Here is a 24,040-nt window from a genome sequence, read left to right on the forward strand (position 1 = left end):
GCGGCCCCTGGACTTACTCCTTCGCAAATATCAACGACCGATGCACCCCCGACCCGGCCCTCACTCCATCGCCCACGGACAGCGCGACCGACCCGAATGGCATCGCCGCATCGCCGCAGGCAAACACCCCCGGTACGCTGGTTTCGCGGGTCAGATCAGTCTGGATAAAGGCTCCGAGTGGACCGTCTTCCAGCTCGCAGCCAAGGGACGCGGCCAGCGAGCCAGCCACGCGGGTATGCGGCAAAACAAACAGTCCGTCGATCGCCATCACTCGGCCATTTGCCAGAACGACATTGGCCCGCTCTCCCTCTATCCGTTCGACACGTTCCGACACCAGGGTCACCCCCCGCTGCTCAAGACTGGCCCGCTGTTCCGGGTCGGGCTCGAACGCGCCATTGAGAAAGAACGTGGTAGGCCCCCAATCCGGGAGCATCAGCGCATGGTGCAGCGACATTTCTGACGTTGCTAACACGCCAATAGGGCCTTGCTGCAGTTCATAACCGTGGCAGTAGGGACAATGGAAGACGCTTTTACCCCAGCGCTCCGCCAACCCGTCCACCGCCGGCAGATCATCGATGACCCCCGTGGCCAATAGCAGGCGCCGGGCGCTGTAGGATTGGCCCTGGGCAGTCTCCAGGGTGAAACCACCCGCCTCGGGAACGGCGCTGATGGCAGTGTCCGAGCGCCATTCCACGGTGGAATAGGCCATGAGCTGGGATCGGGCGTCATCGGCGATGTCACCGGGCGCCCGGCCGTCCTGGCCAAGAAAGCCATGGGAGGTTGCGGCGAACCGGTTGCGACGCTGGCCGGCGTCGATCACCAGCACGTTGCGCCGGGCACGGGCCAGTTGAAGCCCTGCGGACATACCGGCGTAACTGCCGCCTGCGATGATGACGTCGTAGTGCATGATCGATCTCCAAGGGAAGGGTCGACGGGATGAAAGTCTCGACACATCGTAAGTTCCTTGAAAAGCACCTGTCAACGATCTCGTAACTTTTGCCATTACAGGCGATACTCGCAGCCGAAGCCACAGAAAACGCCATCATGAGAACCGACACCCGCCTATCGCGCATGCTCCACGTCCTGATCCACATGGACCGCCACCAGCAATCCGCCACCTCGGACACCATCGCCCAGATGTTGGGCACCAACCCGGTGGTGGTGCGCAGGACCATGGCATTGCTCAAGGAACAGGGCTATGTCACCTCGGAAAAAGGCCATCGGGGCGGCTGGACCCTGAGCAAGCCCCTGTCGGAGATGACCTTGCTCGACATCCACCAGGCCTTGGGCAGTACCTCGATTTTCTCCATCGGCTTGTCCACCGACCACCCGCAATGCCTGGTGGAACAGGCGGTGAACGGCGCGTTGACGGAAGCCTTCGATGAGGCCCAGGCGTTGCTGCTCAAGCGTTTGGGCAGCATTACCCTGGCGCAATTGGCGGAGGATTTTGACCGGCGCTTCCGAGACACGCCCACGCCCGCGCCTCACCGCTGACCCCAGCATAAAAAACGCCGCTCAATGAGCGGCGTTCTTGTACAGCACCAGACAATGTCCGGTTTACAGCGCCATGTCGGCCGCTGGGTTGCCGTCGTTTTTGGCTGCCGGCTTGGCCGGTGCCGCCGGGGTACCTGGCTTGCCGATCGCCGGTGGCGGATCCAGTTGCAGGACCTCGCTGGTGTAAGCCCATTCCTGAGCCACGCGCTCAGGGCTGTCGTTGAGCTTGGTGCCGTAGCTTGGCACGATCTGGTGCAGCTTCTCCTGCCAGGCCGGGCTGGCGACCTTGTCCTTGAAGACCTTCTCCAGCACGCTCAGCATGATCGGTGCTGCGGTCGAAGCACCTGGCGAGGCACCCAGCAGGCCGGCGATGCTGCCGTCCTGGGAAGCAACCACTTCAGTACCGAGTTTCAGCACGCCGCCCTTCTCTTCGTCACGCTTGATGATCTGCACGCGCTGGCCGGCCTGCCACAGGCGCCAGTCTTCCTGCTTGGCTTCCGGGAAGTATTCCTTCAGTGCATTGAAACGGTCTTCGTCCGACAGCATCAGCTGGCCGGCCAGGTATTCGACCAGTGGGTACTGTTCGATACCGACCTTGGTCATCGGCCAGACGTTGTGGGTCGTGGTGCTGGTCAGCAGGTCGAAGTACGAACCGTTCTTCAGGAACTTGGTGGAGAACGTCGCGAACGGGCCAAACAGGATCACACGCTTGCCATCGAGCACGCGGGTGTCCAGGTGCGGAACCGACATCGGTGGTGCGCCAACCGAAGCCTTGCCGTAGGCCTTCGCCAGGTGCAGTTGGGCGACGGTCGGGTTCTCGGTCACCAGGAACGAACCACCCACCGGGAAGCCAGCGTATTCGCGGGCTTCCGGAATATCGGACTTCTGCAGCAGATGCAGAGCACCGCCGCCGGCGCCGATGAACACGAACTTGGCGTCGGTCTCGGTTTCGGTACCGTCCTTCAAGTTCTTGTAGGAAACGCGCCAGGTGCCGTCTTCATTGCGGGTGATGTCTTCCACTTCGCTGGACAGTTTCAGCGAGAAGTTCGGCTTGGTTTGCAGATAGGCGGCAAACTGGCGGGTGATTTCGCCAAAGTTCACGTCGGTACCCAGTGGGCTCCAGGTGGCCGCGACTTTCTGGCTCGGATCACGCCCTTGCATCATCAGCGGAACCCACTTGCTGATCTGCGCGGGGTCTTCGGAGTACTGCATACCGGCGAACAACGGGCTGGCCTGAAGGGCTTCGTAGCGCTTCTTCAGGAAAGCGATGTTGTCGTCGCCCCACAGGAAGCTCATGTGCGGCGTGGAGTTGATGAACGAGCGCGGGTTCTTCAGCACGCCGTTCTTGACCTGCCAGGACCAGAACTGACGGGAGATCTGGAAGGCTTCGTTGATCTCGATGGCCTTGGCGATCTCGACCTTGCCGTCCTTGTCTTCCGGCGTGTAGTTCAGCTCGGCCAGCGCGGAGTGACCGGTACCGGCATTGTTCCAGCCATTCGAACTTTCTTCGGCAACACCGTCCAGGCGCTCGACCATTTCCATGGTCCAGCCCGGCTCCAGCTCATTGAGCCAGACGCCGAGTGTCGAGCTCATGATGCCCCCACCGATGAGCAGGACGTCCACTTTTTTTGCCTCGGCGGCGTGCGTGGTCGCAAGACCCATCGCCATCGCCAGGCCCAGTAGCGCCGTGTGTGTTTTCTTCAACATGTGTGTATCCCTAGGATGGAACGCCATTCCGCCCTCCGGTCTGTTCAAGGATAGACCACGCCTATGGCCGGCAACGCCAGCGTGACGGGTTCGAATGGACTGGAGGATGGACCTACAGGGCCGCGCAATACAGCGGCCTCGGTTTATGTCTCTCCGGCACTGACTTCTTGTAGGTCTTGGCTTCAGCTGGGTGAGGGACACTGCAAAACGGTCTTGATCGGGGCTGGCGTGGCCGTGCCCGATTGTCGCAGCGGGGGGAGTTTACATAATGAAATAACCAGACCGAAGCCTCTTTTTACATTCGGGGCGAAAACGCCGACCAAATGGCGGCGTTTTGATGGCGGTCTTCAGCTCGAAAATATTTGAGGGTTACTTGCAAAACCCTGTGGGAGCGAGCCTGCTCCGGGCGGCGATCCGACGATGACGGCGGCACATTCAACATCAATGCAAGCTGACCCACCGCTATCGCGAGCAGGCTCGCTCCCACAGAGGGGGTTGCGGTGGAGGCTAGCCCAGCAACTGGCTCAACACCGCCCGCAACTTGCCCGGCTTGACCGGTTTGTTGAGCAGCGGCGCATTCAGTTTGCGCAGGGCGCGACGGCACTGGTCGCTGCGGTCGGCGGTGATGATCACCGCCGGGATGGTCTGCTGGAAATGCTCACGCAGGTGCTTGACCACTTCGCACCCGACCACCCCGTGATCCAGGTGGAAATCCGCCAGGATCAGCTCCGGTGCGTGGCCTTGCAGCACGTCGATAGCAGCCGCTTCGTCGGTGGCGGTCAGCACGTCGCAGCCCCACTGCCCCAGCAACGCGGCCATGCTTTGCAGGATGCTGAGTTCATTGTCGATCACCAGCAGCCGGCGTCCGGGCAACGGGTTGCCGGTCATCGCCTGGACGGGCGTCTCGGACAACGGCAACGGTTTTTCATCCGACAGCGGCACTTCGATGCTGAACACCGAGCCGCGTCCTGGCCGGGAACGCACCTGGACCCGATAGCCGAGAATATGGGCGATGCGCTCGACGATCGCCAATCCCAACCCCACGCCTTTGCGATCCGCCGCCCGGCCCACGTCCAGCTGGTTGAACTCGAGAAAAATCGATTCCAGGCAGTCGGCGGCAATGCCGCGTCCCGTGTCCCAGACCTCCAGGCTCAGGCGCCCTCCCCGGCGCCTGGCGGCCAGGAGAATGCCGCCGTGGTCCGTGTAGCGGCAGGCGTTGCTGAGCAGATTGCGCAAGATCCGCGTCAGCAGACGCAGGTCGGTCATGACCACTTCATCACCGAAGCGCGCGCGCAGCGCCAGTCCCGCGGCGCCCGCCACCGATTGAAACTCGGAAACCAACGGCGCCAGCAACTCTTCCAGCCGATAGGACGCAACGTCCGGGCGAACCGCAGCCTGGTCCAGCCGGGAAATGTCCAGCAGGTCGGTGAGCAGGTCTTCCGCGCCCTCCAAGGCCTGGTGAGTGCGTTCCACCAGGACCTGCTCGGGGGTCGGCAACTGGCGCTCGCGCAGCGTGGCAATCAGCAGGCGCGCGGCGTTGAGCGGCTGGAGCAGGTCATGGCTGGCGGCGGCCAGGTACTTGTCCTTGCTGCGGTTGGCGGCCTGGGCGGCGTCGCGGGCGTCGCGCAACTGCTGCTCGACGAGCTTGCGCTGGGCGATCTGCTGCTGCAGGTTGTGATTGGCTTCCAATAGCTCATCGGTGCGTTCGGCCACCCGCTGCTCCAACTGATCGTTGAGTTGTTGCAGGCGCTGGCGGGCCAGCTCCAGGTCTTCGAGGCGCGCCGCCAGTTCGGGATAATGGCTCTTGCGCGTCGAATGGTTGCCCAACCCCAGCAGCCCGGCCAGGGCTTTTTGCTGTTCGTCAGAGGGCTTCGCCATAGACGACCTCGACATCCCGCTGGCTCGACTCCCGAGGGTTGGTGAGAATGCACGGATCATGCATCGCGTGCTGGGACAGGAAAGGAATATCCGAAGTGCTCACGCCATGCAGTCCCAGGGTTTCGTGGAAACCGATGGTGCGCTTGAGCGCGATCAGGTGTTCCACCAATCGCGTGCGGATCTGCCGATGATTCAATCCACGGCAGTCGATCCCCAACGTTTCGGCGATCACCTTGAAACGGTCCGGCGCCGAGTTGTAGTTGAACGCCACCACATGCTCCACCAACACCGCGTTGCACAACCCATGAGGCAGGTCCAGGAAGCCCCCCAGGCTGTGGGACATGGCGTGCACGGCACCGAGAATGGCATTGGAGAACGCCAGCCCGGCCTGCATGCTGCCGAGCATGATCTTTTCCCGCAGGGCGACATCCGCCGGGTTGGCAATCATCTGCACCAGGTTGTTGTTGATCAGCCGCATCGCCTCCAGCGCGTGGGGGTCGGTGAGCGGGCCGTGGCCGGTGGAGACGAAGGCCTCGATAGCATGCACCAGCGCGTCGATGCCAGTACAGGCCGACAGAAACGGGTCCATGCTCAGGGTGGTTTCCGGGTCGATCAGCGAGACATCCGGCACGGCGGCCTTGCTGACGATGGAAAACTTCATGCGCTCCTGCTGGTTGGAGATGATCACGAACTGCGAAACATCGGCCGAGGTCCCGGCTGTGGTGGGGATCAGGATCAGCGGTGGGCTGGGCACGTGCAGGGTGTCGACGCCTTCGAATTCGAGAATGTTGCGGCCATGGGCGACCACGATCCCGATGGCTTTGCCGCAGTCCATGGGACTGCCGCCACCGACCGCGACGATGACGTCACAGTGGTTTTCCCGGTACAGCTCGGCACCGAGCATCACTTCCTCGACACGGGGGTTGGGCGAAACGCCACTGTAGATGCAGTAATCGATCCCCAGGGCCTGGAGGCTGGCCTCGACATCACCCACCCAACCGGCGGCGATGACGCCTGGATCGGTGACCACCAACACCTTTCGCGCGCCGAAGGTCTGGGCGTAATTACCGACATTGTGCCGGCAACCGGCACCGAACATGATTTCAGGAGAAACGAACTTGCGCAGCGGACTGAGGCTCATCTTTTCGGGTACATGGCTCATTGGTAAGCCTGTTCTTATTGTGTTGGATACCCAGAGCCTAAAGCATCCCGCCGTTAATGCAATCAGACCAATGGGTAGCCCGGCCTGAACGCTTCAGGCCGGGCCGACGCTTATCGATTGGCGAAGTACATCGTCACTTCGAAGCCGATACGCAGGTCGGTGTACGCGGGTTTAGTCCACATGGGTCTTTCCTCTTCTTGTACCGGGCGATTCCGGCAAGGTCATTAATGCACGGGGTGCCGTGGGTTCGAATGCTACTTTCGAAGCGGTGGAGGGGGTGCGTTGGTAGCAGGTCCTACACATCAAATGTGGGAGCGAGCCTGCTCGCGATGGCGGCGGGTCAGCCAACACAATCGTCGACTGATCCGGCCTCATCGCGAGCAGGCTCGCTCCCACAGGGTTCAGCGCTGTTTCCGAAAGTTAGAAAAAGCCCAACGGATTGATGTCATAGCTCACCAGCAGGTTCTTGGTCTGCTGGTAGTGGTCGAGCATCATCTTGTGGGTTTCACGCCCCACGCCAGACTTTTTGTAGCCACCGAACGCCGCGTGGGCCGGGTACAGGTGGTAGCAGTTGGTCCACACGCGCCCGGCCTTGATCGCCCGGCCCATGCGGTAGGCGCGGTTGATGTCGCGGGTCCACAGGCCGGCGCCGAGGCCGAACTCGCTGTCGTTGGCGATCGCCAGGGCTTCGGCTTCGTCCTTGAAGGTGGTTACACCCACCACCGGGCCGAAGATTTCTTCCTGGAACACGCGCATCTTGTTGTGGCCCTTGAGCAGGGTCGGCTGGATGTAATAACCGCTCGACAAGTCACCGTCCAGACGCTCGGCCGCGCCACCGGTCAGCAGTTCGGCACCCTCCTCGCGGGCGATGTCCAGGTACGAAAGGATCTTGTCGTATTGCTGCTCGGACGCCTGGGCGCCGACCATGGTGTCGGTATCCAGCGGATTGCCACGCTTGATCTTGGCGATTTTCTTCATCACTTCGGCCATGAACGGCGCGTAGATCGATTCCTGCACCAGGGCGCGGGACGGGCAGGTGCAGACTTCGCCCTGGTTGAAAAACGCCAGCACCAGGCCTTCGGCCGCCTTCTCGATGAACGCCGGCTCGGCCTGCATGATGTCTTCGAAGAAGATGTTCGGCGACTTGCCGCCCAGCTCCACGGTGGACGGGATAATGTTCTCGGCGGCGCACTTCATGATGTGCGAACCCACCGGGGTGGAGCCGGTAAAGGCGATCTTGGCGATACGCTTGCTGGTCGCCAGGGCTTCGCCGGCTTCGCGACCAAAACCATGGACGATGTTCAATACACCGGCCGGCAGCAGGTCGGCGATCAGTTCGGCAAAGACCATGATCGACAGCGGCGTCTGTTCCGCCGGCTTGAGCACGATGCAGTTGCCGGCGGCCAGGGCCGGAGCGAGTTTCCAGGCTGCCATCAGCAACGGGAAGTTCCACGGGATGATCTGCCCGACCACGCCCAGCGGTTCATGGAAATGGTAGGCCGTGGTCAATTCGTTGATCTCGGCCGCGCCGCCTTCCTGGGCACGGATGCAACCGGCGAAATAACGGAAATGATCGGCCGCCAGCGGTACGTCGGCATTGAGGGTTTCGCGCACTGCCTTGCCGTTGTCCCAGGTTTCGCTGACGGCGAGGATTTCCAGGTTCTGCTCGATACGGTCGGCGATCTTCAGCAGCACCAGGGAGCGGTCTTGCACCGACGTCTTGCCCCAGGCATCGGCAGCAGCATGGGCCGCATCCAGGGCCTTGTCGATGTCGGCGGCGCTGGAGCGCGGGAATTCGGCGATCACCTGGCCGTTGACCGGTGAAGTGTTGGTGAAGTATTCGCCATGCACCGGCGCGACGAATTCGCCACCGATGAAGTTGCCATAGCGCGGCTTGAAGGAAACGACGGCGCCTGGGGTTCCGGGTTGTGCGTAGATCATGATGGGCCTCTGCCTGGTCGATGCCTGTCACGGGACAGGCGATAGGCCGATGGTAGAGAGCCCCGCCGGCCAGACGAATGCGTCGTTGGCAGGAGGGGCTCTCGTTATTTGGTCGTAGGTTTTCCGCAATTTCTGAATGGGTCTGGCTTTTGTGGGAGCGAGCCTGCTCGCGATGGCGGCGGATCAATCAACCTGGATGTTGAATCTCATGGCCCCATCGCGAGCAGGCTCGCTCCCACAGGTTGCGCATCTACAGTGGATGTAAGATCAGCTCAACGCTTGGTCACCAGATCCTTCGGCAGCTTGAAGGTCCAGAGCATCCCACCCTGGTTGAAGTCCTTCACCCGCTTGGCCACTTCGCCGCCCCACAGCGGCACCGCGCCGCCCCAGCCGGACACCACGGAGACGTACTGCTCGCCATCCATTTCCCAGGTAATCGGCGAGCCGAGCACGCCGGAACCGGTCTGGAATTCCCAGACCTTTTCCCCGGTCTTGGCGTTGAAGGCCTGGAGGAAGCCTTCAGGCGTACCGGTGAATACCAGGTTGCCCTTGGTGGTCAGCACCCCGCCCCACAGCGGCGCGTAGTTCTTGTGGCGCCAGACTTCCTTGCCAGTCTTCGGATCGATGGCCCGCAGCACGCCGATGTAGTCCTCGTTCAGCGGCTTGATGGTGAACCCGGCCCCGAGGAACGCCGCGCCTTTCTTGTAGGCGATGCCTTCGTTCCAGATGTCCATGCCCCACTCGTTGGACGGTACGTAGAACAGCCCGGTGTCCTGGTTGTAGGCCATGGGCATCCAGTTTTTCGCACCGAGGAACGCCGGGGCGACGAACACCGAACTGCCCTTGGCTTCAGTGCCCGGCGCGCCCGGACGGCTGGCCTCGTTGTAGATCGGCCGACCGTCCTTGTCCAGGCCACTGGCCCAGGTGATCTTGTCGACGAACGGGAAGCCACGGATGAACTTGCCGTTGGTGCGATCAAGCACATAGAAGAAGCCGTTACGGTCGGCGGTGGCCGCAGCCTTGATGTCCTTGCCGCCTTCCTTGTAGTTGAAGGAGATCAGCTCGTTGACGCCGTCATAGTCCCAACCGTCGTGGGGCGTGCTCTGGAAGTGCCACTTGATGCTGCCGTCGTCCGGATTCAGGGCCAGGCGCGACGAGGAATAGAGGTTGTCGCCAGGACGCAGGTGGGAGTTCCATGGGGCCGGGTTGCCGGTGCCGAACAGCAGCAGGTTGGTTTCAGGATCGTAGTAGCCGCCGAGCCAGGGCGCAGCGCCGCCGGTTTTCCAGAGGTCTCCCGGCCAGGTCTTACCGGCCTCGCCGCCGGAAATGCCATTCTCGACCGCCTTGCCGTCCTTGTAGACGTAGCCCATGTGCCCTTCCACGGTCGGCCGGGTCCACAGCAGCTCACCGTTTTTCGGGTCGAAGGCACTGATCTGGCCCACCACGCCAAACTCGCCGCCCGCCACGCCGGTGATCAGCTTGCCGTTGACGACGATAGGGGCAGCGCTGATGGAGTAGCCTTCCTTGTGGTCGGCGACTTTCTTGCTCCACACCACCTTGCCGGTGTCCTTGTTCAAGGCGACCAGCTTGGCATCGAGGGTGCCGAAGAACACCAGGTCGCCGTACAACGCCACGCCACGGTTGATCACGTCGCAGCAGGGACGGATGTCATCGGGCAGGCGCGCATCGTACTGCCAGAGCTTCTTGCCGGTACGGGCGTCCACCGCGAACACCCGCGAATAGGATCCGGTGAGGTACATCACCCCATCCTTGATCATCGGCTGGGCCTGCTGGCCGCGCTGTTTTTCACCGCCGAAGGAGAACGCCCAGACTGGCCGCAGGTCCTTGACGTTGTTGACGTTGAGGGTATCGAGTGGGCTGTAGCGCTGGCCCTGGACGCCCAGGCCATTGGTGACGATCTGTTGCGGGTTCTTCGGGTCCTGGAGAATTTCCTGATCGGTCACGGCGGCCAGGGCCGAACCCGACAGCAGCATGGCACTGAGCAGCAGGCTCACGGCGAAGGGTTGGCGACGTGCGGGATGAGTCATGACGGCTACCTCTGCGGTTATTGTTATACCCGGGAAATTTTCCCGGTCTGCCACAGATTCTTGGGCTCGGGGCCGCTGCCAACAATTGCACGCTGTGTTGAGTTTTCTAGTTCCTTGGTACATGTAAGAGACACACACAATCCCTTGTGGCGAGGGGATTCATCCCCGCTGGGCTGCGCAGCAGCCCCAAAAATAGTCCAGTCGCCACAAAATCGGAATGCCTGAAAAGGGGGCCGCTTCGCAGCCCAGCGGGGATGAATCCCCTCGCCACAGGTTTCATCTGCCCTGCTATTTGGCATCCACCCGCTTCATCCCCACCCGCTCATACCGCGGATAAAGATGACTGACACTGCGAATCAGCTCATAGCGGCTCAGACTGATCCCGGCAAAGCGCTCGGGAATGGGGCTGCGGATCATCTCGGCCATGTCGTCGCCCCGGGTGGCGCCGTCGCGCATCAATTGATCGAGCCAGCCCAGGTAGTCGCGCATCTGCGCAAAGGGCCCGGCATCGCTCGCCACCGGCCCATGGCCGGGAACGATCAGCGTCCAGGGCAAGGCCTGCAAGGTGTCCAGGTCCTTGAGCCACACCTCCAGTCCCGGGCTGTTTGGCGTGGTCAGGGCCCGCTCGTAGAACACCAGGTCGCCGGCGAACAGCACGCCGGTGGTTTCGTCCAGGATCGCCAGGTCAGCCCCGGTGTGACCGGCCAGTTGCAGTAGCCGCAGCGAATGATTGCCCACCTTCAGCGTACCGGGAGCCAACACCTGGGTCGGCAGCAGCACCTCGGTGCCACGCATCCAGTCGCCCACCAACCGGTACATGTTTTCCGCCATGGCGTCGCCTTGCTGGCGGAGCAGGTCCGTGGTGCCTGCCAGCGCGCCGATAGGTACGTCGCTGAAGGCCTGGTTGCCCAACACATGATCCGGATGATGATGGGTCAGCAGCACCTGGACCACCGGTTTGTCCGTGGTCGCCGCGATGGCCTGGCGCAAGGCTTCCCCGTAGCGCTTCGACGGCCCGGTGTCGATCACCACCACACCGGCGTCGGTGACGATGAAGCCGGTGTTGACGATGTTGCCACCGTTGTCCTTGGCGAAATTCTCGGTGCTGCCTTCCAGCAGCCACGTGTCCTCGGCGATCTGCCGGGGCTTGAGCGAATAGTCCGCCGCGCTGGCCCACACCGGCAGGCACAAGCAGAGCAATAACATCCAGCGCATGGCGCGCTCCTTGGGGTCAGGGGATCGCCGCCTCGAATTGATTGCCGCTGTTGTCGCGCAACATCAAGCGGGTCTGCCCGGGGCCTTGTACGTCGAAGCCCAGGTTGGGGTTTTCGCTGACTGCCGGGAACAGCTCCAGGCGCGCCAGCACCCGGTTGTCGGCGTCGAGCAATTGAGCCTGGTTGAGGAAGAATTCAGGAATGCCGCTGACCAGGCCGTTGTCCATCGGATGGGCCACTTGCACGCGCAGGCGACTGGTGTCGCCCCGGGGATAACGGGCACCGAGCACTTCGCCCAGGTGTTCCTCCCACCCCGGCTGGGTGCGCACCACACTGGGCGCGGTACAGCCACCGCCGGCCGCGTCGATCAGGGTCGAACCAACGTGCCACAGGCCGTCGCGGGTCTGTACGGCGGCGCGCAATGGGGTGGCTTGCTCGATGCGGATGCGGATCGACAACCAGGGCAACACTCGCTCCCCCGGCTGGAAATCGACGATCCTGGGCAACGGATTGAGTTCTGCCCAGGCCAGTATCCGGACCACATCACCGGTAAAAGCGCGGGCATCGATTTCCAGGGGCACCTGGCGGGCATCTTCGGCAAAGGGAGGCGCCAACAGCCGGACCCGCTCGTCGAACACGAACGGTGCGTCGCCCAGCAGTTGCTTGTGATAGAACGCCCACATCACCGACGGAACCGGGTCCTTTCCCGGTTCGACCGCTGCCAGCGTCATCATTGGCAAGCCGAATCCCAGCAGGCAACACGCGAGCCATTTCATCCCTGCGCTCCTATTGATACATCTCCGGCACGTCGTAACGCAGGCCGTAATGGGCATAGACGGCCTTGAGGCTGCCGTCGCGGATGAGGCCTTCCAGCGCTTCCTCCACTGCATAGGCCAGTTGCCGGTTGCTTTCATGCACCGCCATGCCGATTTCCCAGCGCTGCTTGCCCATGTTCGGGTAGGCGTTTTCCGCCAAGGCCAGTTGCGCATCGGCGGCCTCGTGGACCTGCCAGTCGACCTCGCCGCGCATGGCCATGACAGCGTCGACCTCACCCGCCTGCATGGCCTTGAACGCCTGGCCGACGCTGGGGTAGTGATGGGTCCTGGCACTGAGCATGCCGTTGAACACCGACGTCAGGTAGAACGACGGCACGCTGTCGACTTCGACCCCGATGGGATGCTGCTGGAACACCGCGACGCTGCCCACCGAATCCAATCGACGGCGGTCATAGGCCACTTGCCAACACTCCTGCTGGTAAGGCCCGAACATCACCACCTGGGCATTTTCCAGCTCACCGATGTCGTTGCGTCTTTGCACGTAGTCGTGATCGTAGGGCACGCGCATCATCATGTCGGCCAGTTGACGGCCGTGCAGCGGACTGCTGCGCCAGATGTAATCGCGCAGGTCGTCGTCAAGCTTCTCGCCGGGGGGCGCCCAGATCAGCTTCAGCCGCACACCCAGCGCCTTTGCCAGGGCCTGGGCCAGTTCCACATCGACGCCCCTGGGTTGGCCGTCGGCTTCGAAGCTGTACGGTGCGAAGTCCTTGTAGACCGCCACCTTCAACTCACCGGCGGCAATCATCTGGTCGTAGCTGCGCACTTGCGCCTGCACGGCCTGGCTACACAGCAGCATGCTGCAGATTATCCACGCGAACAGGCGCATGGCGATCACTCCTCGACGTGCACGCTGTCAAGGTAGGTGCGCACCGCCCAGAGCGCTTCCTGGCTCAGGTAATCGGCCATTTTCGGCATGTAGACCCGACCGTCGCGCACCGCGCCATGGCGCACCCGTTCGACGAACCATTCGTCACCGGCTTCGGCGGCGTCCAGCATGCGCAGGTCGGGCGCGATCCCGCCGGACTTGGCTTCCAGGCCGTGGCAGGCCGCACAGTTCTGGTTGTACGCCGACGAGCCGATCTCCAACGCCCGGTCATGCTCGGGCGAAGTGCGGTAGGGGTTCACGGAAGCCCAGCCGTCGCCGTCCAACGCGACGCCAGTATCCTTGATCGGGGTCAGGCCCTTGGTCTCCACTGCCTGGGGCACTACGTTGCCATGGGCCCATACGGAGCCTGCGCCGGCCAGCCCCATCAGCAAAGCGGTAGCGATGATGGCGTTGCGTTTTGTTGTCATTGTTATGCCCTCTGGATTGCACGCTGACCTCTCTACAGAGGCCGTGCCGTCATCTTAGGAATCGAGCCGCTCCAGCCGAATGCTGCTTTGGTGGCCGGGTCCTAGTTCCTTGGTAGCAGGCCGTCCGACGCAAGTCGCAAAGACAGGCGGCTCGGGAAGTCTTCCCGGCAAAGGCGGGACTTTTTCCGTATCGGCAGGCCCCCGGCGCGACCCAACCTAGTCATGCCTAAACCTTTCACTGGGAACTGCCACCATGAGAATAAAAACGCTACCCGCCCTCTCCTCCCTGACGGTCGCCTTGCTGCTGGCCGGCAGTCTGTCGCTGAGCCCCTTGGCCAGCGCCGCAACGCCGGGAGTCAGTTGGGAAGACATTGCCAACGATCACCTGACCACCAAGGACGTGCTGCAATACGGCATGGGCACCAACGCCCAGCGCTGGAGCCCGCTGGCCCAGGTCAACGACAAGAACGTGTTCAAGCTGACCCCGGCCTGGTCCTACTCATTCGGCGACGAGAAACAGCGCGGCCAGGAATCCCAGGCCATCGTCAGCGACGGCGTGGTCTATGTCACCGGTTCGTATTCACGGGTATTCGCCCTCGATGCCAAGACCGGCAAGCGCCTGTGGACCTATAACCACCGGCTGCCGGACAACATTCGCCCGTGCTGCGACGTGGTCAATCGCGGCGCGGCCATCTATGGCGACAAGATCTACTTCGGCACCCTGGATGCACGCGTGGTCGCCCTCGACAAAAACACCGGCAAGGTCGTATGGAACAAGAAGTTCGGCGATCACGCCGGCGGCTACACCATGACCGGCGCCCCGGTGCTGATCAAGGACAAGACCAGCGGCAAAGTGCTGCTGATCCATGGCAGTTCCGGCGATGAATTCGGCGTCGTCGGGCAGTTGTTCGCCCGCGATCCCGACACGGGCGAGGAAGTCTGGATGCGCCCCTTCGTCGAGGGCCACATGGGCCGCCTCAACGGCAAGGACAGCACCCCCACCGGCGATGTGAAGGCGCCCTCCTGGCCCGACGACAAGACCACCGAAACGGGCAAGGTCCAAGCCTGGAGCCACGGCGGCGGCGCGCCCTGGCAGAGCGCCAGTTTCGACCCCGAGACCAACACCATCATCGTCGGCGCGGGCAACCCCGGCCCGTGGAACACCTGGGCCCGGACTGCCAAGGATGGCAACCCCCACGACTATGACAGCCTCTACACCTCCGGCCAGGTGGGCGTCGACCCGAGCACGGGCGAAGTGAAGTGGTTCTACCAGCACACGCCCAACGATGCCTGGGACTTCTCCGGCAACAACGAGCTGGTGCTGTTCGACTACAAGGACAAGGACGGCAAGGTCATCAAGGCCACCGCCCATGCCGACCGCAACGGTTTTTTCTACGTCGTGGACCGCAACAACGGCAAGCTGCAGAACGCGTTCCCCTTCGTCGACAACATCACCTGGGCCAGCCACATCGATCTCAAGACCGGTCGCCCCGTGGAGAACCCCGGCCAGCGTCCGGCCAAACCGTTGCCCGGCGAAACCCGCGGCAAGCCGGTGGAAGTCTCGCCGCCGTTCCTGGGCGGCAAGAACTGGAACCCCATGGCGTACAGCCAGGACACCGGGCTGTTCTACGTCCCGGGCAACCAATGGAAAGAGGAATACTGGACCGAGGAGGTGAATTACAAGAAAGGTTCGGCCTACCTCGGCATGGGGTTTCGCATCAAGCGCATGTACGACGATCACGTCGGCAGCCTGCGGGCGATGAACCCCACCACGGGCAAGGTGGTCTGGGAGCACAAGGAGCCGTTGCCGTTGTGGGCCGGCGTACTGGCGACCCAGGGCAACCTGGTGTTCACCGGCACCGGTGACGGCTTCTTCAAGGCGTTCGATGCCAGGACCGGCAAGGAACTGTGGAAATTCCAGACCGGCAGCGGCATCGTCTCCCCGCCCATCACCTGGGAACAGGACGGCGAACAGTACATCGGCGTGACCGTCGGTTATGGCGGTGCAGTGCCGTTGTGGGGTGGTGACATGGCGGAGCTGACCAAGCCCGTGGCACAGGGTGGCTCATTCTGGGTGTTCAAGATTCCAGGCTGGGACAAGGCCACGGCGCAGAAGTAGCGCGCCCCCCTCAAAAATCAATCCCATCCCCCTGTGGGAGCGAGCCTGCTCGCGAAGCGGTGTGTCAGTCGACATCCATGCAGGCTGATCCACCGCTTCGCGAGCAGGCTCGCTCCCACAGAGCTTACCGAGTCTACTGCCATGAATTACTTACCCCTTGCATTGCTGCTCGCCCTCAACGCCCACGCCGACGACACCGAAGCTCCCCTGACCCTCAACGGCTGCGTCATCGCCGAATCCAGCCAATGTCCCGGTGCCGATTTACGCGGTGCTCAACTGGCTAATCAGGACTTGCGCAAGATGAACCTCAGTGGCGCGGACCTGCGGGGTGCCGATTTGCGCCATGCCCGGCTGGACCTGGCCAACCTCGAACGGGCTCGCTTGCAGGGGGCCAACCTGACCCGCGCCAGCCTGCAACAAAGCAACCTGCGCCTGGCGGACTTCACCGATGCCACGCTCAAGGCGATCCAGGGCTGGGGGCTGTTCGCCCAAGGCGCACAATTCCAAGGTGCCGACCTGAGTGCCGCGTACCTGCAATTTTCCCGGCTGTCCGGTGCGCGCCTGCACGACGCCAACCTGCAAGCCGCCGACCTGGAAATGGCCTGGCTGAGCAAGGCTGACCTCAAGGGCGCCGACCTGCGCGACGCCAACCTGCAGGAAGCCAAGCTGGGGGAAAGCAACCTGGAACAGGCCAACCTGAGCGGCTCACGTCAGCACTACGGGAATTTCCAGGGGGCGAATATGGAGGGTTGTACCGGGTGTCCAACGTCTTGGGCCGAGTAACTCACAGTGCCCACGATCACCCCGCCACCCGCACCACGCCCATGTCGATCCCCAAATGCACCAGCTCGGCATGGGAACTGACCTGCAGCTTGCTCTTGAGCAGCGTCAGGTGATTGGACACGGTCTTGGCGCTGATGCACAGCTGCTCGGCGATCGTGCGTGCGGGCGTGCCCTTGGCGAGCATGACGAAAATTTCCAGCTCGCGTTGGGTCATGCATTGCAGGCGCGGGTCGGCGTCGTGCCGGGAGCTGGCACAGGCCAGTTGGGTCGCCAGGGATTGTTCGATATAGGCATGGCCGGCCAATACCCGTCGCACCGCCTCCACCAGCACCTGGGGCGCCGAATTCTTGGTCAGGTAACCCGCGGCGCCGGCGTCCAGCGCCTGGCGTACCAGCGGTAACTCATCGTGCATGCTGAAGAACAGCACGCGCAGTTGTGGCAGGCGTTGGCGCAGGCGCCGCGTGGTTTCCAGGCCACTGATGCCGGGCAGGCCGAAATCCATGATCACCAAGTGCGGCACCTGCTCCTGCACCTGGCACAGCGCCTCTTCACCCGTGGCCGCCTCGCGGACCTGCAAGTCTGGCATCAGGGCCCGCAGAAGGCTGGCGAACCCCTGCCGAACCACCGCATGGTCATCCACCAATAAAATATTCATCGCGCCTCCAGGGGGATATTCAAAGCCAGCGCCCAGCCGGCACCGGGGCGGCAGATGACACGCAGCTCGCCGCCCAGGCTGCGAGCCCGTTCGGACATCGAATGCAGGCCGACACCCGGTCGGGGCGGCTGCGTCGCCCCCTGGCCGTTATCGCGCACCAGCAGCCGCAGACGTCCGCCGCGCTGACGCAGACGAATCCGTACCCGGGTGGCGCTGGCATGACGGGCAACGTTGGTCAGCGCCTCCTGGACCAGGCGATACAGCTGGGTCTTGTCTGGCCCGGACAACAACGGCAACGCGGCGTCGATCCGCAGCTCACAGGCAATGCCATGGGTGTCCTGACACTGCCGCGCCAACAATCCGATGGCTTCGTCCAGCGGCAAGTGCTGCAACACCACCGGGTACAGGTCGTGCACCAGTGCCCGAAAACCCTGTTGCAAGTGCTCGCAGTGATCTTCGAGCTGGCTGACCGTCTGCTCCAATACCAACGGCTGGTCGGTGACCAGGCGCAGCAGGCAGGCACGGGCGCGGATGCCAGCCACGTATTGGCCCAGATCGTCGTGCAGGGCCTGGGCCAAATGGGTACGTTCCTGTTCCTGCACAGCCAGCAGTGCCTGGGTGAGCCGGGTGTTATCGGCCTGGGATTGGGCCAGGGCGGCAGTCATCCGGTTGAAGTGTCCCGCCAGTTGCCGCGCCTCCGGGATGCCTTCGGCGGGCAGGCGCACCCGCAGATCGCCGGCCGATACCTGGCGCAGCGCGTCGAGCAAGTCATCCAGCAACCGCATGCCCCGATGCACCGCCCAGCGGATCACCAGCAGGCTGAGCGACAAGGCCATGGCGCAGACGCCCAGCAGTTGCACCAGCGAATCAAGGATTTCTTCGATTTCATCCCGAGGATCGACGGCGATCCAGGCCCGACGACCGTCGCGCAGATCCACCACCTGAGGCGCCGGGCCATCGACCAGCACTTGCCGGCCGAGCCAGGCCTTCAGCCCGCTGTCGACGCCCGCCGGCAGGCTTTCCCCCGCCGCCAGCCAGCGCACCCGCACATGGCGCAGGCTCCCGGTCAGACGCATCTGGAGGCTGGCCGGGTCGCGCTCGGCGGTTTCGCGCAGGTATTGCACCACGGAACCGGCCGATTGCAGCTCGCGCTTTACGTCGGTCATGGCTTGATGCAGCAACAGGCCCCCACAGGCCAGCGTGACCAGGCCGAAGAAGGCCACCACCCACAGATTGATCCGCCACAGGGCCGACATGCTCAACACCCCATCACTGAATCGACACATGTCACTTGTGGGAGCGAGCCTGCTCGCGATGAGGGCGGCACATCCACCCTCTCTGTCGGCGGGACCACCGCTATCGCGAGCAGGCTCGCCCCCACAGGGGGGCGGCGGTGACTGCCGGGCAAGCGGTCGACCCCAATCAAGCTCAGGATGAGCAACAGCGGCAGAAGCAACGCCTTGAAAGTCCGCACGGTCTGTCCGCTCCCTGATGAATGACGGTTGTCCGCATCCTAAAACGCCAACATTGACGACGAGTTACTACCTTGGTACTGCCCCGGCGGTACTTTCTGCATATTTCCCCCCGATCAAGGGCTTCCTATGCTGGCGCTACCTGCAATGGAGGTGTCATGCGCCGGCTCGTCAGTTTCACCTTGATCGCCCTGATGGCAGCCACCGCCGCCCAGGCCGAGGACGCGATGCCGTTGCAGGTGCGCATCGGCTACCTCGGCTATCGCCCCGACCCAGGCCCGCTGCTGTCCAACGTCATTGCCGAACCTGCCGATGCCGGGCTGCGCGGCGCCGAGCTGGCGATCATCGACAGCAACAGCACCGGCCGTTTTCTCAAGCAGGAATACCGCCTGGAAAGCGCCAGCGTCGACAGTCCCGAAGCCTTGCTCCAGGCCGCTCGTACCCAGCACGACCAGGGCCTGCGGCTGTTCGTGGTCAACGCCCCGGCCGCCAGCCTGCGTCAGCTCAGCGCCGCCCTGCCCGACAGCCTGCTGTTCAATGCCGGCAGCGCTGATGACAGCCTGCGCACCACCGACTGCCTGGGCAACGTGCTGCACAGCCTGCCCGACCGGGCCATGCTCGCCGATGCCCTGGTGCAATTCAGCGTCGTGCGCAAATGGCAGAAGGCATTGTTGATCGTCGGGCAGACACCCGAAGACCAGGCCTATGCCAGTGCCCTGCGCCGGGCCATGAAACGCTTCGGCATGAAGACCGTCGCCGAGAAAGCCTGGCAGTTCGATAACGACCAGCGCCGCAGCGCACAGGCCGACATGCCGCTGTTCACCCAGACCGCCGAATACGACGTAGTGCTGGTGGCCGATGAGCGTGGCGACTTCGGCGAGTACCTGCCCTACCAGACCTGGTACCCGCGTCCGGTGGCCGGCACCCAGGGTCTGACGCCCACCGGCTGGCACAAGACCGTGGAAACCTACGGCGCCGCGCAACTGCAAAAGCGCTTCGAAGCCCTGGCCGGGCGCTGGATGAACGACCGCGACTTCGCCGCCTGGATCGCCGTGCGCAGCGTCGCCAGCGCAGTGAGCAAGCTGCGCCAGGCCGACCCGTTCGCCATTCGCCAGTTGGCCTTGAGTGATCAGTTGCCCCTGGACGGTTTCAAGGGACGCAAGCTCAGCTATCGCCCCTGGAACGGACAACTGCGCCAACCGATTCCCCTGGTCCAGCCGCGGGCCCTGGTCAGCACCTCGCCACAAGACGGCTTCCTGCACCCCACCAATGAAATGGACAGCCTGGGCTACGACCGGCCCGAAGTGAGCTGTCGCTACCCCTGATCGACAACAACAATAAGGAAAACCGCCATGCGCCGCCCGCTGTTCCAACCGATCCTGCTCCGTCAGGTGCTCGCCCTCGGCGCGGTGTTGCTCGCCACCGGCCCTGCCGCCGCCAGCACCGCCTGGGTCTCGAACGAAAAAGACAACAGCCTGAGCCTGATCGACATGCAGAGCCTGGAAGTGGTCGAAACCCTGCCGGTGGGCCAGCGTCCGCGGGGTTTGCTGCTGTCCCACGACAATCGCCTGCTGTACATCTGCGCCAGCGATTCGGACCGGGTCCAGGTGATGGACGTCGCCACCCGCAAGATCATCAAGGAACTGCCATCCGGCAAAGACCCGGAACAATTTGCCTTGCACCCCAACGACCGCTGGCTCTACGTTTCCAACGAAGACGACGCCCTGGTGACCGTCATCGATACCCAGACCTCCGAGGTGCTGGGCCAGATCGGCGTCGGTGTCGAGCCCGAGGGCATGGCCGTCAGCCCCGACGGCAAGTGGACGGTCAATACCAGTGAAACCACCAACATGCTGCACTGGATCGACACCAGCACCCAGACCCTGGCCGACAGCACCCTGGTGGATCAGCGACCACGCTTCGTCGAGTTCAATCGCGACGGCAGCCAGCTCTGGGCCTCGGCGGAGATCGGCGGCACCGTGACGATTCTCGATGTCGCCACGCGCAAGGTACTCAAGACCCTGACCTTCCAGATCAAGGGCGTTCACCCGGACAAGGTCCAGCCGGTGGGCATCAAGCTCAGCGCCGACGGCCAGTTGGCCTTCGTCGCCCTGGGCCCGGCCAACCATGTGGCGGTGATCGACGCGAAGACCTTCGAAGTCCTGGATTACCTGCTGGTGGGCCGCCGGGTCTGGCAACTGGCATTTACCCCGGACCAGCAACAGTTGCTGGCCACCAATGGCGTCAGCGGCGATGTCTCGGTGATCGATGTGCAGAGCCGCAAGGTGCTCAAGTCAGTAAAAGTCGGGCGCTACCCCTGGGGTGTGGTGGTGACGCCATGAACGCCCTGGAGGTCAGCGATCTGAGCTTTGCCTACGGGCCTCGCGAAGCCCTCAAGCAGATGAGTTTCAGCCTCGCCGCCGGGCGCTTCGCCGCACTGCTGGGCCCCAACGGCGCCGGCAAATCGACGCTGATCGCCCTGCTCACGCGCCTCTACGATGTGCAGCATGGCGAGATCCGTGTCGGCGGCCATTCCTTGCAGCATTCGCCACGGCCGGCCCTGCAACAGTTGGGCGTGGTGTTCCAGCAAAGCACCCTGGACCTGGACTTGAGTGTCGAACAGAACCTGCGCTATCACCTCGCCTTGCACGGTTTGTCGCGGCGCGAAGGGATGGCCCGAATCGACGCCGAGCTGGCTCGGCAGCAGTTGACCGAGCGACGCCATGAACGGGTCCGAGCGCTCAACGGAGGGCATCGTCGCCGGGTGGAAATCGCCCGGGCGCTGTTGCACGAACCTCGCCTGTTGCTGCTGGACGAACCCAGCGTCGGCCTCGACCCGGCCAGCCGCCAGGCTCTGGGCCGGCACATCCGCCAACTGTGTGACGAGCAGGGCATCAGCGTGCTCTGGACCACCCACCTGCTGGATGAAGTACAACCCTGCGACGATCTGCTGATCGTGCACCAGGGCCGCCTGGTCGCCAGCGGCCGTGCCGAGGCCGTGAGCCAGGAACATGGCGGTACCTTGGGTTCGGCCTTCACCCGCTTGACCACCTCGGGAGCCCAGGCATGAACGCGTATTGGCAATGTTTCAGCGGCATCGTCATGCGCGAATGGCTGCGCTTCGTATTGCAGCGCACACGGCTACTGAGCGCCCTGGTACGCCCGCTGTTGTGGCTGCTGGTGTTCGCCGCCGGTTTTCGCGCGGCACTGGGCATCGCGATCATTGCGCCCTATGACACCTACATTCCCTACGAGGTGTACATCGTGCCTGGCCTGGCCTGCATGATCCTGTTGTTCAACGGCATGCAGGGTTCGCTCTCGATGGTCTACGACCGGGAAATGGGCAGCATGCGGGTGCTGCTGACCAGTCCCCTGCCCCGGGCTTTCCTGCTCGCGAGCAAATTGCTGGCGACGTCGTTGATCTCGTTGCTGCAGGTCTACGCCTTCCTCGCCATCGCCTGGCTGTATGGCGTCCAGCCGCCGGCCATGGGTTTGTTACTGGCGCTGCCGGCGCTGTTACTGGTGGCGCTGATGCTCAGTGCCCTGGGCTTGCTGTTGTCCAACGCGATCCGCCAACTGGAGAACTTCGCCGGGGTGATGAACTTCGTGATCTTCCCGATGTTCTTCCTGTCCTCGGCGCTGTATCCGCTGTGGAAGATGCTCGAAGCCAGCCCCTGGCTGTACTGGTTGTGTGCGGTGAACCCGTTCACCCATGGCGTGGAACTGGTGCGTTATGCCTTGTATGGACAGTTCAACCTGCTGGCGATGACGGTGTGCATGGGGTTGACCCTGGTGTTCGCCCTGCTGGCGGTGTGGACCTTCAACCCGCAGCATGCGGCGCTGCGCAAGGCCGGTTGAACCCGTCTCTGCATGCCTCTCGAAAGTGAACCCACTGTGGGAGCGAGCCTGCTCGCGATAGCGGTGCTTCAGTCACATGCTTACTGACTGATCAACCGCTATCGCGAGCAGGCTCGCTCCCACAAGGTTCGGCGGCGTGCATGACTGAATTTACGACTTTAGTACTGCTTTCCCTGTCCATGGTCGCATTCCCAAGACCGCGACCCTGTCATGTAATGGACGCATAACAATAAGGACCAATCCTATGCTCCGTTTACTGACGGTCGTCTTGCTGGCCCTGTCGTTGAATGTCGCGCTGGCCGACACGGCGCTGTTTTCCCCCCAGGGCTATCGCATCGACCGGTATCGCAGCCCCACCCCCGACGCAGTGGAAGGCGCCCGGACGGTCGATACCCCGGCGTTGCAGCAATTGCTCGAACAGACCCCCACCCCGGTGTTGATCGACGTCTACCGTCGGCCCTGGGTCCAGGGACGCTTCATCGACAACGAGCCCCACACCAATCTCCCCGGCAGTCTCTGGCTGGCCAATACCGGCGACGGCGAGCTCGACCCGACCTGGCAGGATTACTTCGCTCACCACCTGCGCCAGGCCACCGCCGGGCGTGCGGATCAACCGTTGGTCTTTTATTGCCGCTCCGATTGCTGGCTGAGCTGGAACGCGGTAAAACGCGCCGCAGCCATGGGCTATAAGCATTTGTATTGGTATCGCGACGGCGTCGATGCATGGGAGGCTGCCCACCTGCCCCTGCAAGCGGCGCAGCCTGAACCCTTTCCCTGATCTTGAACGTGCGTGCAACTGCTCCAGCCCCAACACAATAACGAGGTGAATGGCCATGTATAAAATCCTGATAGCCGACGATCACCCACTGTTTCGCGAAGCCATCCATAACGTCATCAGCGACGGTTTTCCGGGCAGCGAGGTCATGGAAACCGCCGACCTGGACAGCGCCCTGGCCCTGACCGCCGAGCACGACGACCTGGACCTGATCCTACTGGACCTGAACATGCCCGGCATGCACGGCCTCAATGGCCTGATCAACCTGCGCAACGAGGCCCCGACCATTCCCGTGGTGATCGTCTCCGCCGAACAGGACAAACAGATTGTCCTGCAGGCCATCACCTACGGCGCGGTGGGGTTCATCACCAAATCCTCGCCGCGCTCGCAGATGACCGACGCCATCGAGCAGATCCTCAACGGCAACGTGTACCTGCCACCGGACATCATCCGTACCCAGAAGAACCCGGTAGGCCGGCGCCTGAACGAAACCCCGGCCTTCCCGCCCGAACTGCTCCAGGCCCTGACCCGCAAGCAACTGCTGGTGCTCGAGCGCATGACCAAGGGCGAATCGAACAAACAGATCGCCTACACCCTCGACATCGCCGAAACCACGGTCAAGGCCCACGTCTCGGCGATTCTGCGCAAACTCAATGTGCACAACCGGGTGCAGGCGATTCTCAGTGCGGGGGATATTGATTTCGGGGCGTATCTGCGGCGTTGATGTTCTGCGCCCTTGCGGGGAAAAACTTTGTGGGAGCAAGGCTTGCCCGCGATGAAGGCCAAGTGTTCTTTCTGACACTCC

22 protein-coding genes are annotated in these 24,040 nt (G+C 63.0%); 9 read left to right on the forward strand and 13 right to left on the reverse strand.

Annotated elements, in window-relative coordinates:
• Positions 1–13: 13 nt before the first annotated feature.
• On the reverse strand, positions 14–907 hold the full coding sequence (locus PCOSP_RS16410) for an NAD(P)/FAD-dependent oxidoreductase (protein ID WP_464709034.1): 894 nt from the start codon (positions 905–907) through the stop codon (positions 14–16).
• A gap of 137 nt (positions 908–1,044) precedes the next feature.
• On the opposite strand from PCOSP_RS16410, the gene PCOSP_RS16415 reads away from it, so the two are divergent.
• Complete coding sequence (locus PCOSP_RS16415; RefSeq protein ID WP_139643222.1) at positions 1,045–1,494, forward strand: Rrf2 family transcriptional regulator; 450 nt, start codon at positions 1,045–1,047, stop codon at positions 1,492–1,494.
• A gap of 63 nt (positions 1,495–1,557) precedes the next feature.
• Here the strand turns inward: PCOSP_RS16415 and mqo are convergent, their stop codons facing one another.
• The 10 genes from mqo to pedF form a co-directional block, all read right to left on the reverse strand.
• A complete protein-coding gene (gene mqo / locus PCOSP_RS16420) occupies positions 1,558–3,201 on the reverse strand; it encodes a malate dehydrogenase (quinone) (RefSeq protein WP_139643224.1) in 1,644 nt (547 codons plus the stop codon).
• A 507-nt stretch (positions 3,202–3,708) separates the two neighbouring features.
• The gene (locus tag PCOSP_RS16425) at positions 3,709–5,079 is read right to left on the reverse strand and encodes a hybrid sensor histidine kinase/response regulator (RefSeq protein WP_464709036.1); all 1,371 of its coding nucleotides are present in this window, start codon (positions 5,077–5,079) and stop codon (positions 3,709–3,711) included.
• Positions 5,063–6,220, reverse strand: a complete 1,158-nt coding sequence (gene ercA, locus PCOSP_RS16430) for an alcohol dehydrogenase-like regulatory protein ErcA (protein ID WP_464711954.1) — start codon at positions 6,218–6,220, stop codon at positions 5,063–5,065. Before ercA ends, PCOSP_RS16425 begins: the two co-directional genes overlap by 17 nt.
• A 131-nt stretch (positions 6,221–6,351) precedes the next feature.
• Positions 6,352–6,423 carry a pyrroloquinoline quinone precursor peptide PqqA gene (gene pqqA / locus PCOSP_RS16435; RefSeq protein ID WP_003243383.1) on the reverse strand — a complete coding sequence of 24 codons (72 nt, stop codon included), beginning with the start codon at positions 6,421–6,423 and terminating at the stop codon, positions 6,352–6,354.
• 238 nt (positions 6,424–6,661) lie between these two features.
• On the reverse strand, positions 6,662–8,182 hold the full coding sequence (gene exaC / locus PCOSP_RS16440) for an acetaldehyde dehydrogenase ExaC (protein ID WP_139643228.1): 1,521 nt from the start codon (positions 8,180–8,182) through the stop codon (positions 6,662–6,664).
• Between the two features lie 272 nt (positions 8,183–8,454).
• Positions 8,455–10,230: a PQQ-dependent methanol/ethanol family dehydrogenase gene (locus tag PCOSP_RS16445; RefSeq protein WP_175364156.1), complete on the reverse strand. Its 1,776-nt coding sequence runs from the start codon at positions 10,228–10,230 to the stop codon at positions 8,455–8,457.
• A gap of 288 nt (positions 10,231–10,518) precedes the next feature.
• Positions 10,519–11,445 carry a quinoprotein relay system zinc metallohydrolase 1 gene (locus tag PCOSP_RS16450; protein ID WP_464709037.1) on the reverse strand — a complete coding sequence of 309 codons (927 nt, stop codon included), beginning with the start codon at positions 11,443–11,445 and terminating at the stop codon, positions 10,519–10,521.
• Positions 11,446–11,461: 16 nt separating this feature from the next.
• Positions 11,462–12,220 (reverse strand): quinoprotein dehydrogenase-associated SoxYZ-like carrier, encoded by a 759-nt coding sequence (locus tag PCOSP_RS16455; protein ID WP_464709038.1) that lies wholly within the window; start codon positions 12,218–12,220, stop codon positions 11,462–11,464.
• A gap of 10 nt (positions 12,221–12,230) precedes the next feature.
• Complete coding sequence (locus PCOSP_RS16460; RefSeq protein WP_464709039.1) at positions 12,231–13,106, reverse strand: substrate-binding periplasmic protein; 876 nt, start codon at positions 13,104–13,106, stop codon at positions 12,231–12,233.
• A 5-nt stretch (positions 13,107–13,111) separates the two neighbouring features.
• Complete coding sequence (gene pedF / locus PCOSP_RS16465; protein WP_139643242.1) at positions 13,112–13,573, reverse strand: cytochrome c-550 PedF; 462 nt, start codon at positions 13,571–13,573, stop codon at positions 13,112–13,114.
• Between the two features lie 253 nt (positions 13,574–13,826).
• On the opposite strand from pedF, the gene exaA reads away from it, so the two are divergent.
• On the forward strand, positions 13,827–15,692 hold the full coding sequence (gene exaA / locus PCOSP_RS16470; RefSeq protein ID WP_139643245.1) for a quinoprotein ethanol dehydrogenase: 1,866 nt from the start codon (positions 13,827–13,829) through the stop codon (positions 15,690–15,692).
• Between the two features lie 141 nt (positions 15,693–15,833).
• Positions 15,834–16,475, forward strand: a complete 642-nt coding sequence (locus PCOSP_RS16475) for a pentapeptide repeat-containing protein (protein ID WP_464709040.1) — start codon at positions 15,834–15,836, stop codon at positions 16,473–16,475.
• Between the two features lie 16 nt (positions 16,476–16,491).
• Here the strand turns inward: PCOSP_RS16475 and PCOSP_RS16480 are convergent, their stop codons facing one another.
• Complete coding sequence (locus tag PCOSP_RS16480; protein WP_139643252.1) at positions 16,492–17,130, reverse strand: response regulator; 639 nt, start codon at positions 17,128–17,130, stop codon at positions 16,492–16,494.
• The gene (locus tag PCOSP_RS16485; RefSeq protein ID WP_464709041.1) at positions 17,127–18,386 is read right to left on the reverse strand and encodes a sensor histidine kinase; all 1,260 of its coding nucleotides are present in this window, start codon (positions 18,384–18,386) and stop codon (positions 17,127–17,129) included. The genes PCOSP_RS16480 and PCOSP_RS16485 overlap by 4 nt, the downstream gene beginning before the upstream one ends.
• Positions 18,387–18,760: 374 nt before the next feature.
• Here PCOSP_RS16485 and PCOSP_RS16490 point away from each other — a divergent pair, with 374 nt between their 5' ends.
• The 6 genes from PCOSP_RS16490 (at position 18,761) to PCOSP_RS16515 (ending at position 23,959) form a co-directional block, all read left to right on the forward strand.
• On the forward strand, positions 18,761–19,927 hold the full coding sequence (locus PCOSP_RS16490) for an ABC transporter substrate-binding protein (protein WP_464709042.1): 1,167 nt from the start codon (positions 18,761–18,763) through the stop codon (positions 19,925–19,927).
• A 27-nt stretch (positions 19,928–19,954) separates the two neighbouring features.
• Positions 19,955–20,944 carry a YVTN family beta-propeller repeat protein gene (locus PCOSP_RS16495; protein WP_464709043.1) on the forward strand — a complete coding sequence of 330 codons (990 nt, stop codon included), beginning with the start codon at positions 19,955–19,957 and terminating at the stop codon, positions 20,942–20,944.
• Positions 20,941–21,672, forward strand: a complete 732-nt coding sequence (locus PCOSP_RS16500) for an ABC transporter ATP-binding protein (RefSeq protein ID WP_139643268.1) — start codon at positions 20,941–20,943, stop codon at positions 21,670–21,672. Before PCOSP_RS16495 ends, PCOSP_RS16500 begins: the two co-directional genes overlap by 4 nt.
• Positions 21,669–22,460, forward strand: coding sequence for an ABC transporter permease (locus PCOSP_RS16505; protein WP_139643272.1), 792 nt, complete (start codon positions 21,669–21,671; stop codon positions 22,458–22,460). Before PCOSP_RS16500 ends, PCOSP_RS16505 begins: the two co-directional genes overlap by 4 nt.
• Before the next feature lie 244 nt (positions 22,461–22,704).
• Positions 22,705–23,238: a PQQ-dependent catabolism-associated CXXCW motif protein gene (locus PCOSP_RS16510; protein WP_139643276.1), complete on the forward strand. Its 534-nt coding sequence runs from the start codon at positions 22,705–22,707 to the stop codon at positions 23,236–23,238.
• Positions 23,239–23,293: 55 nt separating this feature from the next.
• A complete protein-coding gene (locus PCOSP_RS16515) occupies positions 23,294–23,959 on the forward strand; it encodes a response regulator transcription factor (protein ID WP_041021386.1) in 666 nt (221 codons plus the stop codon).
• The last annotated feature ends 81 nt before the right edge of the window (positions 23,960–24,040 follow it).

It is taken from the genome of Pseudomonas sp. MAFF 730105 (assembly GCF_055380705.1).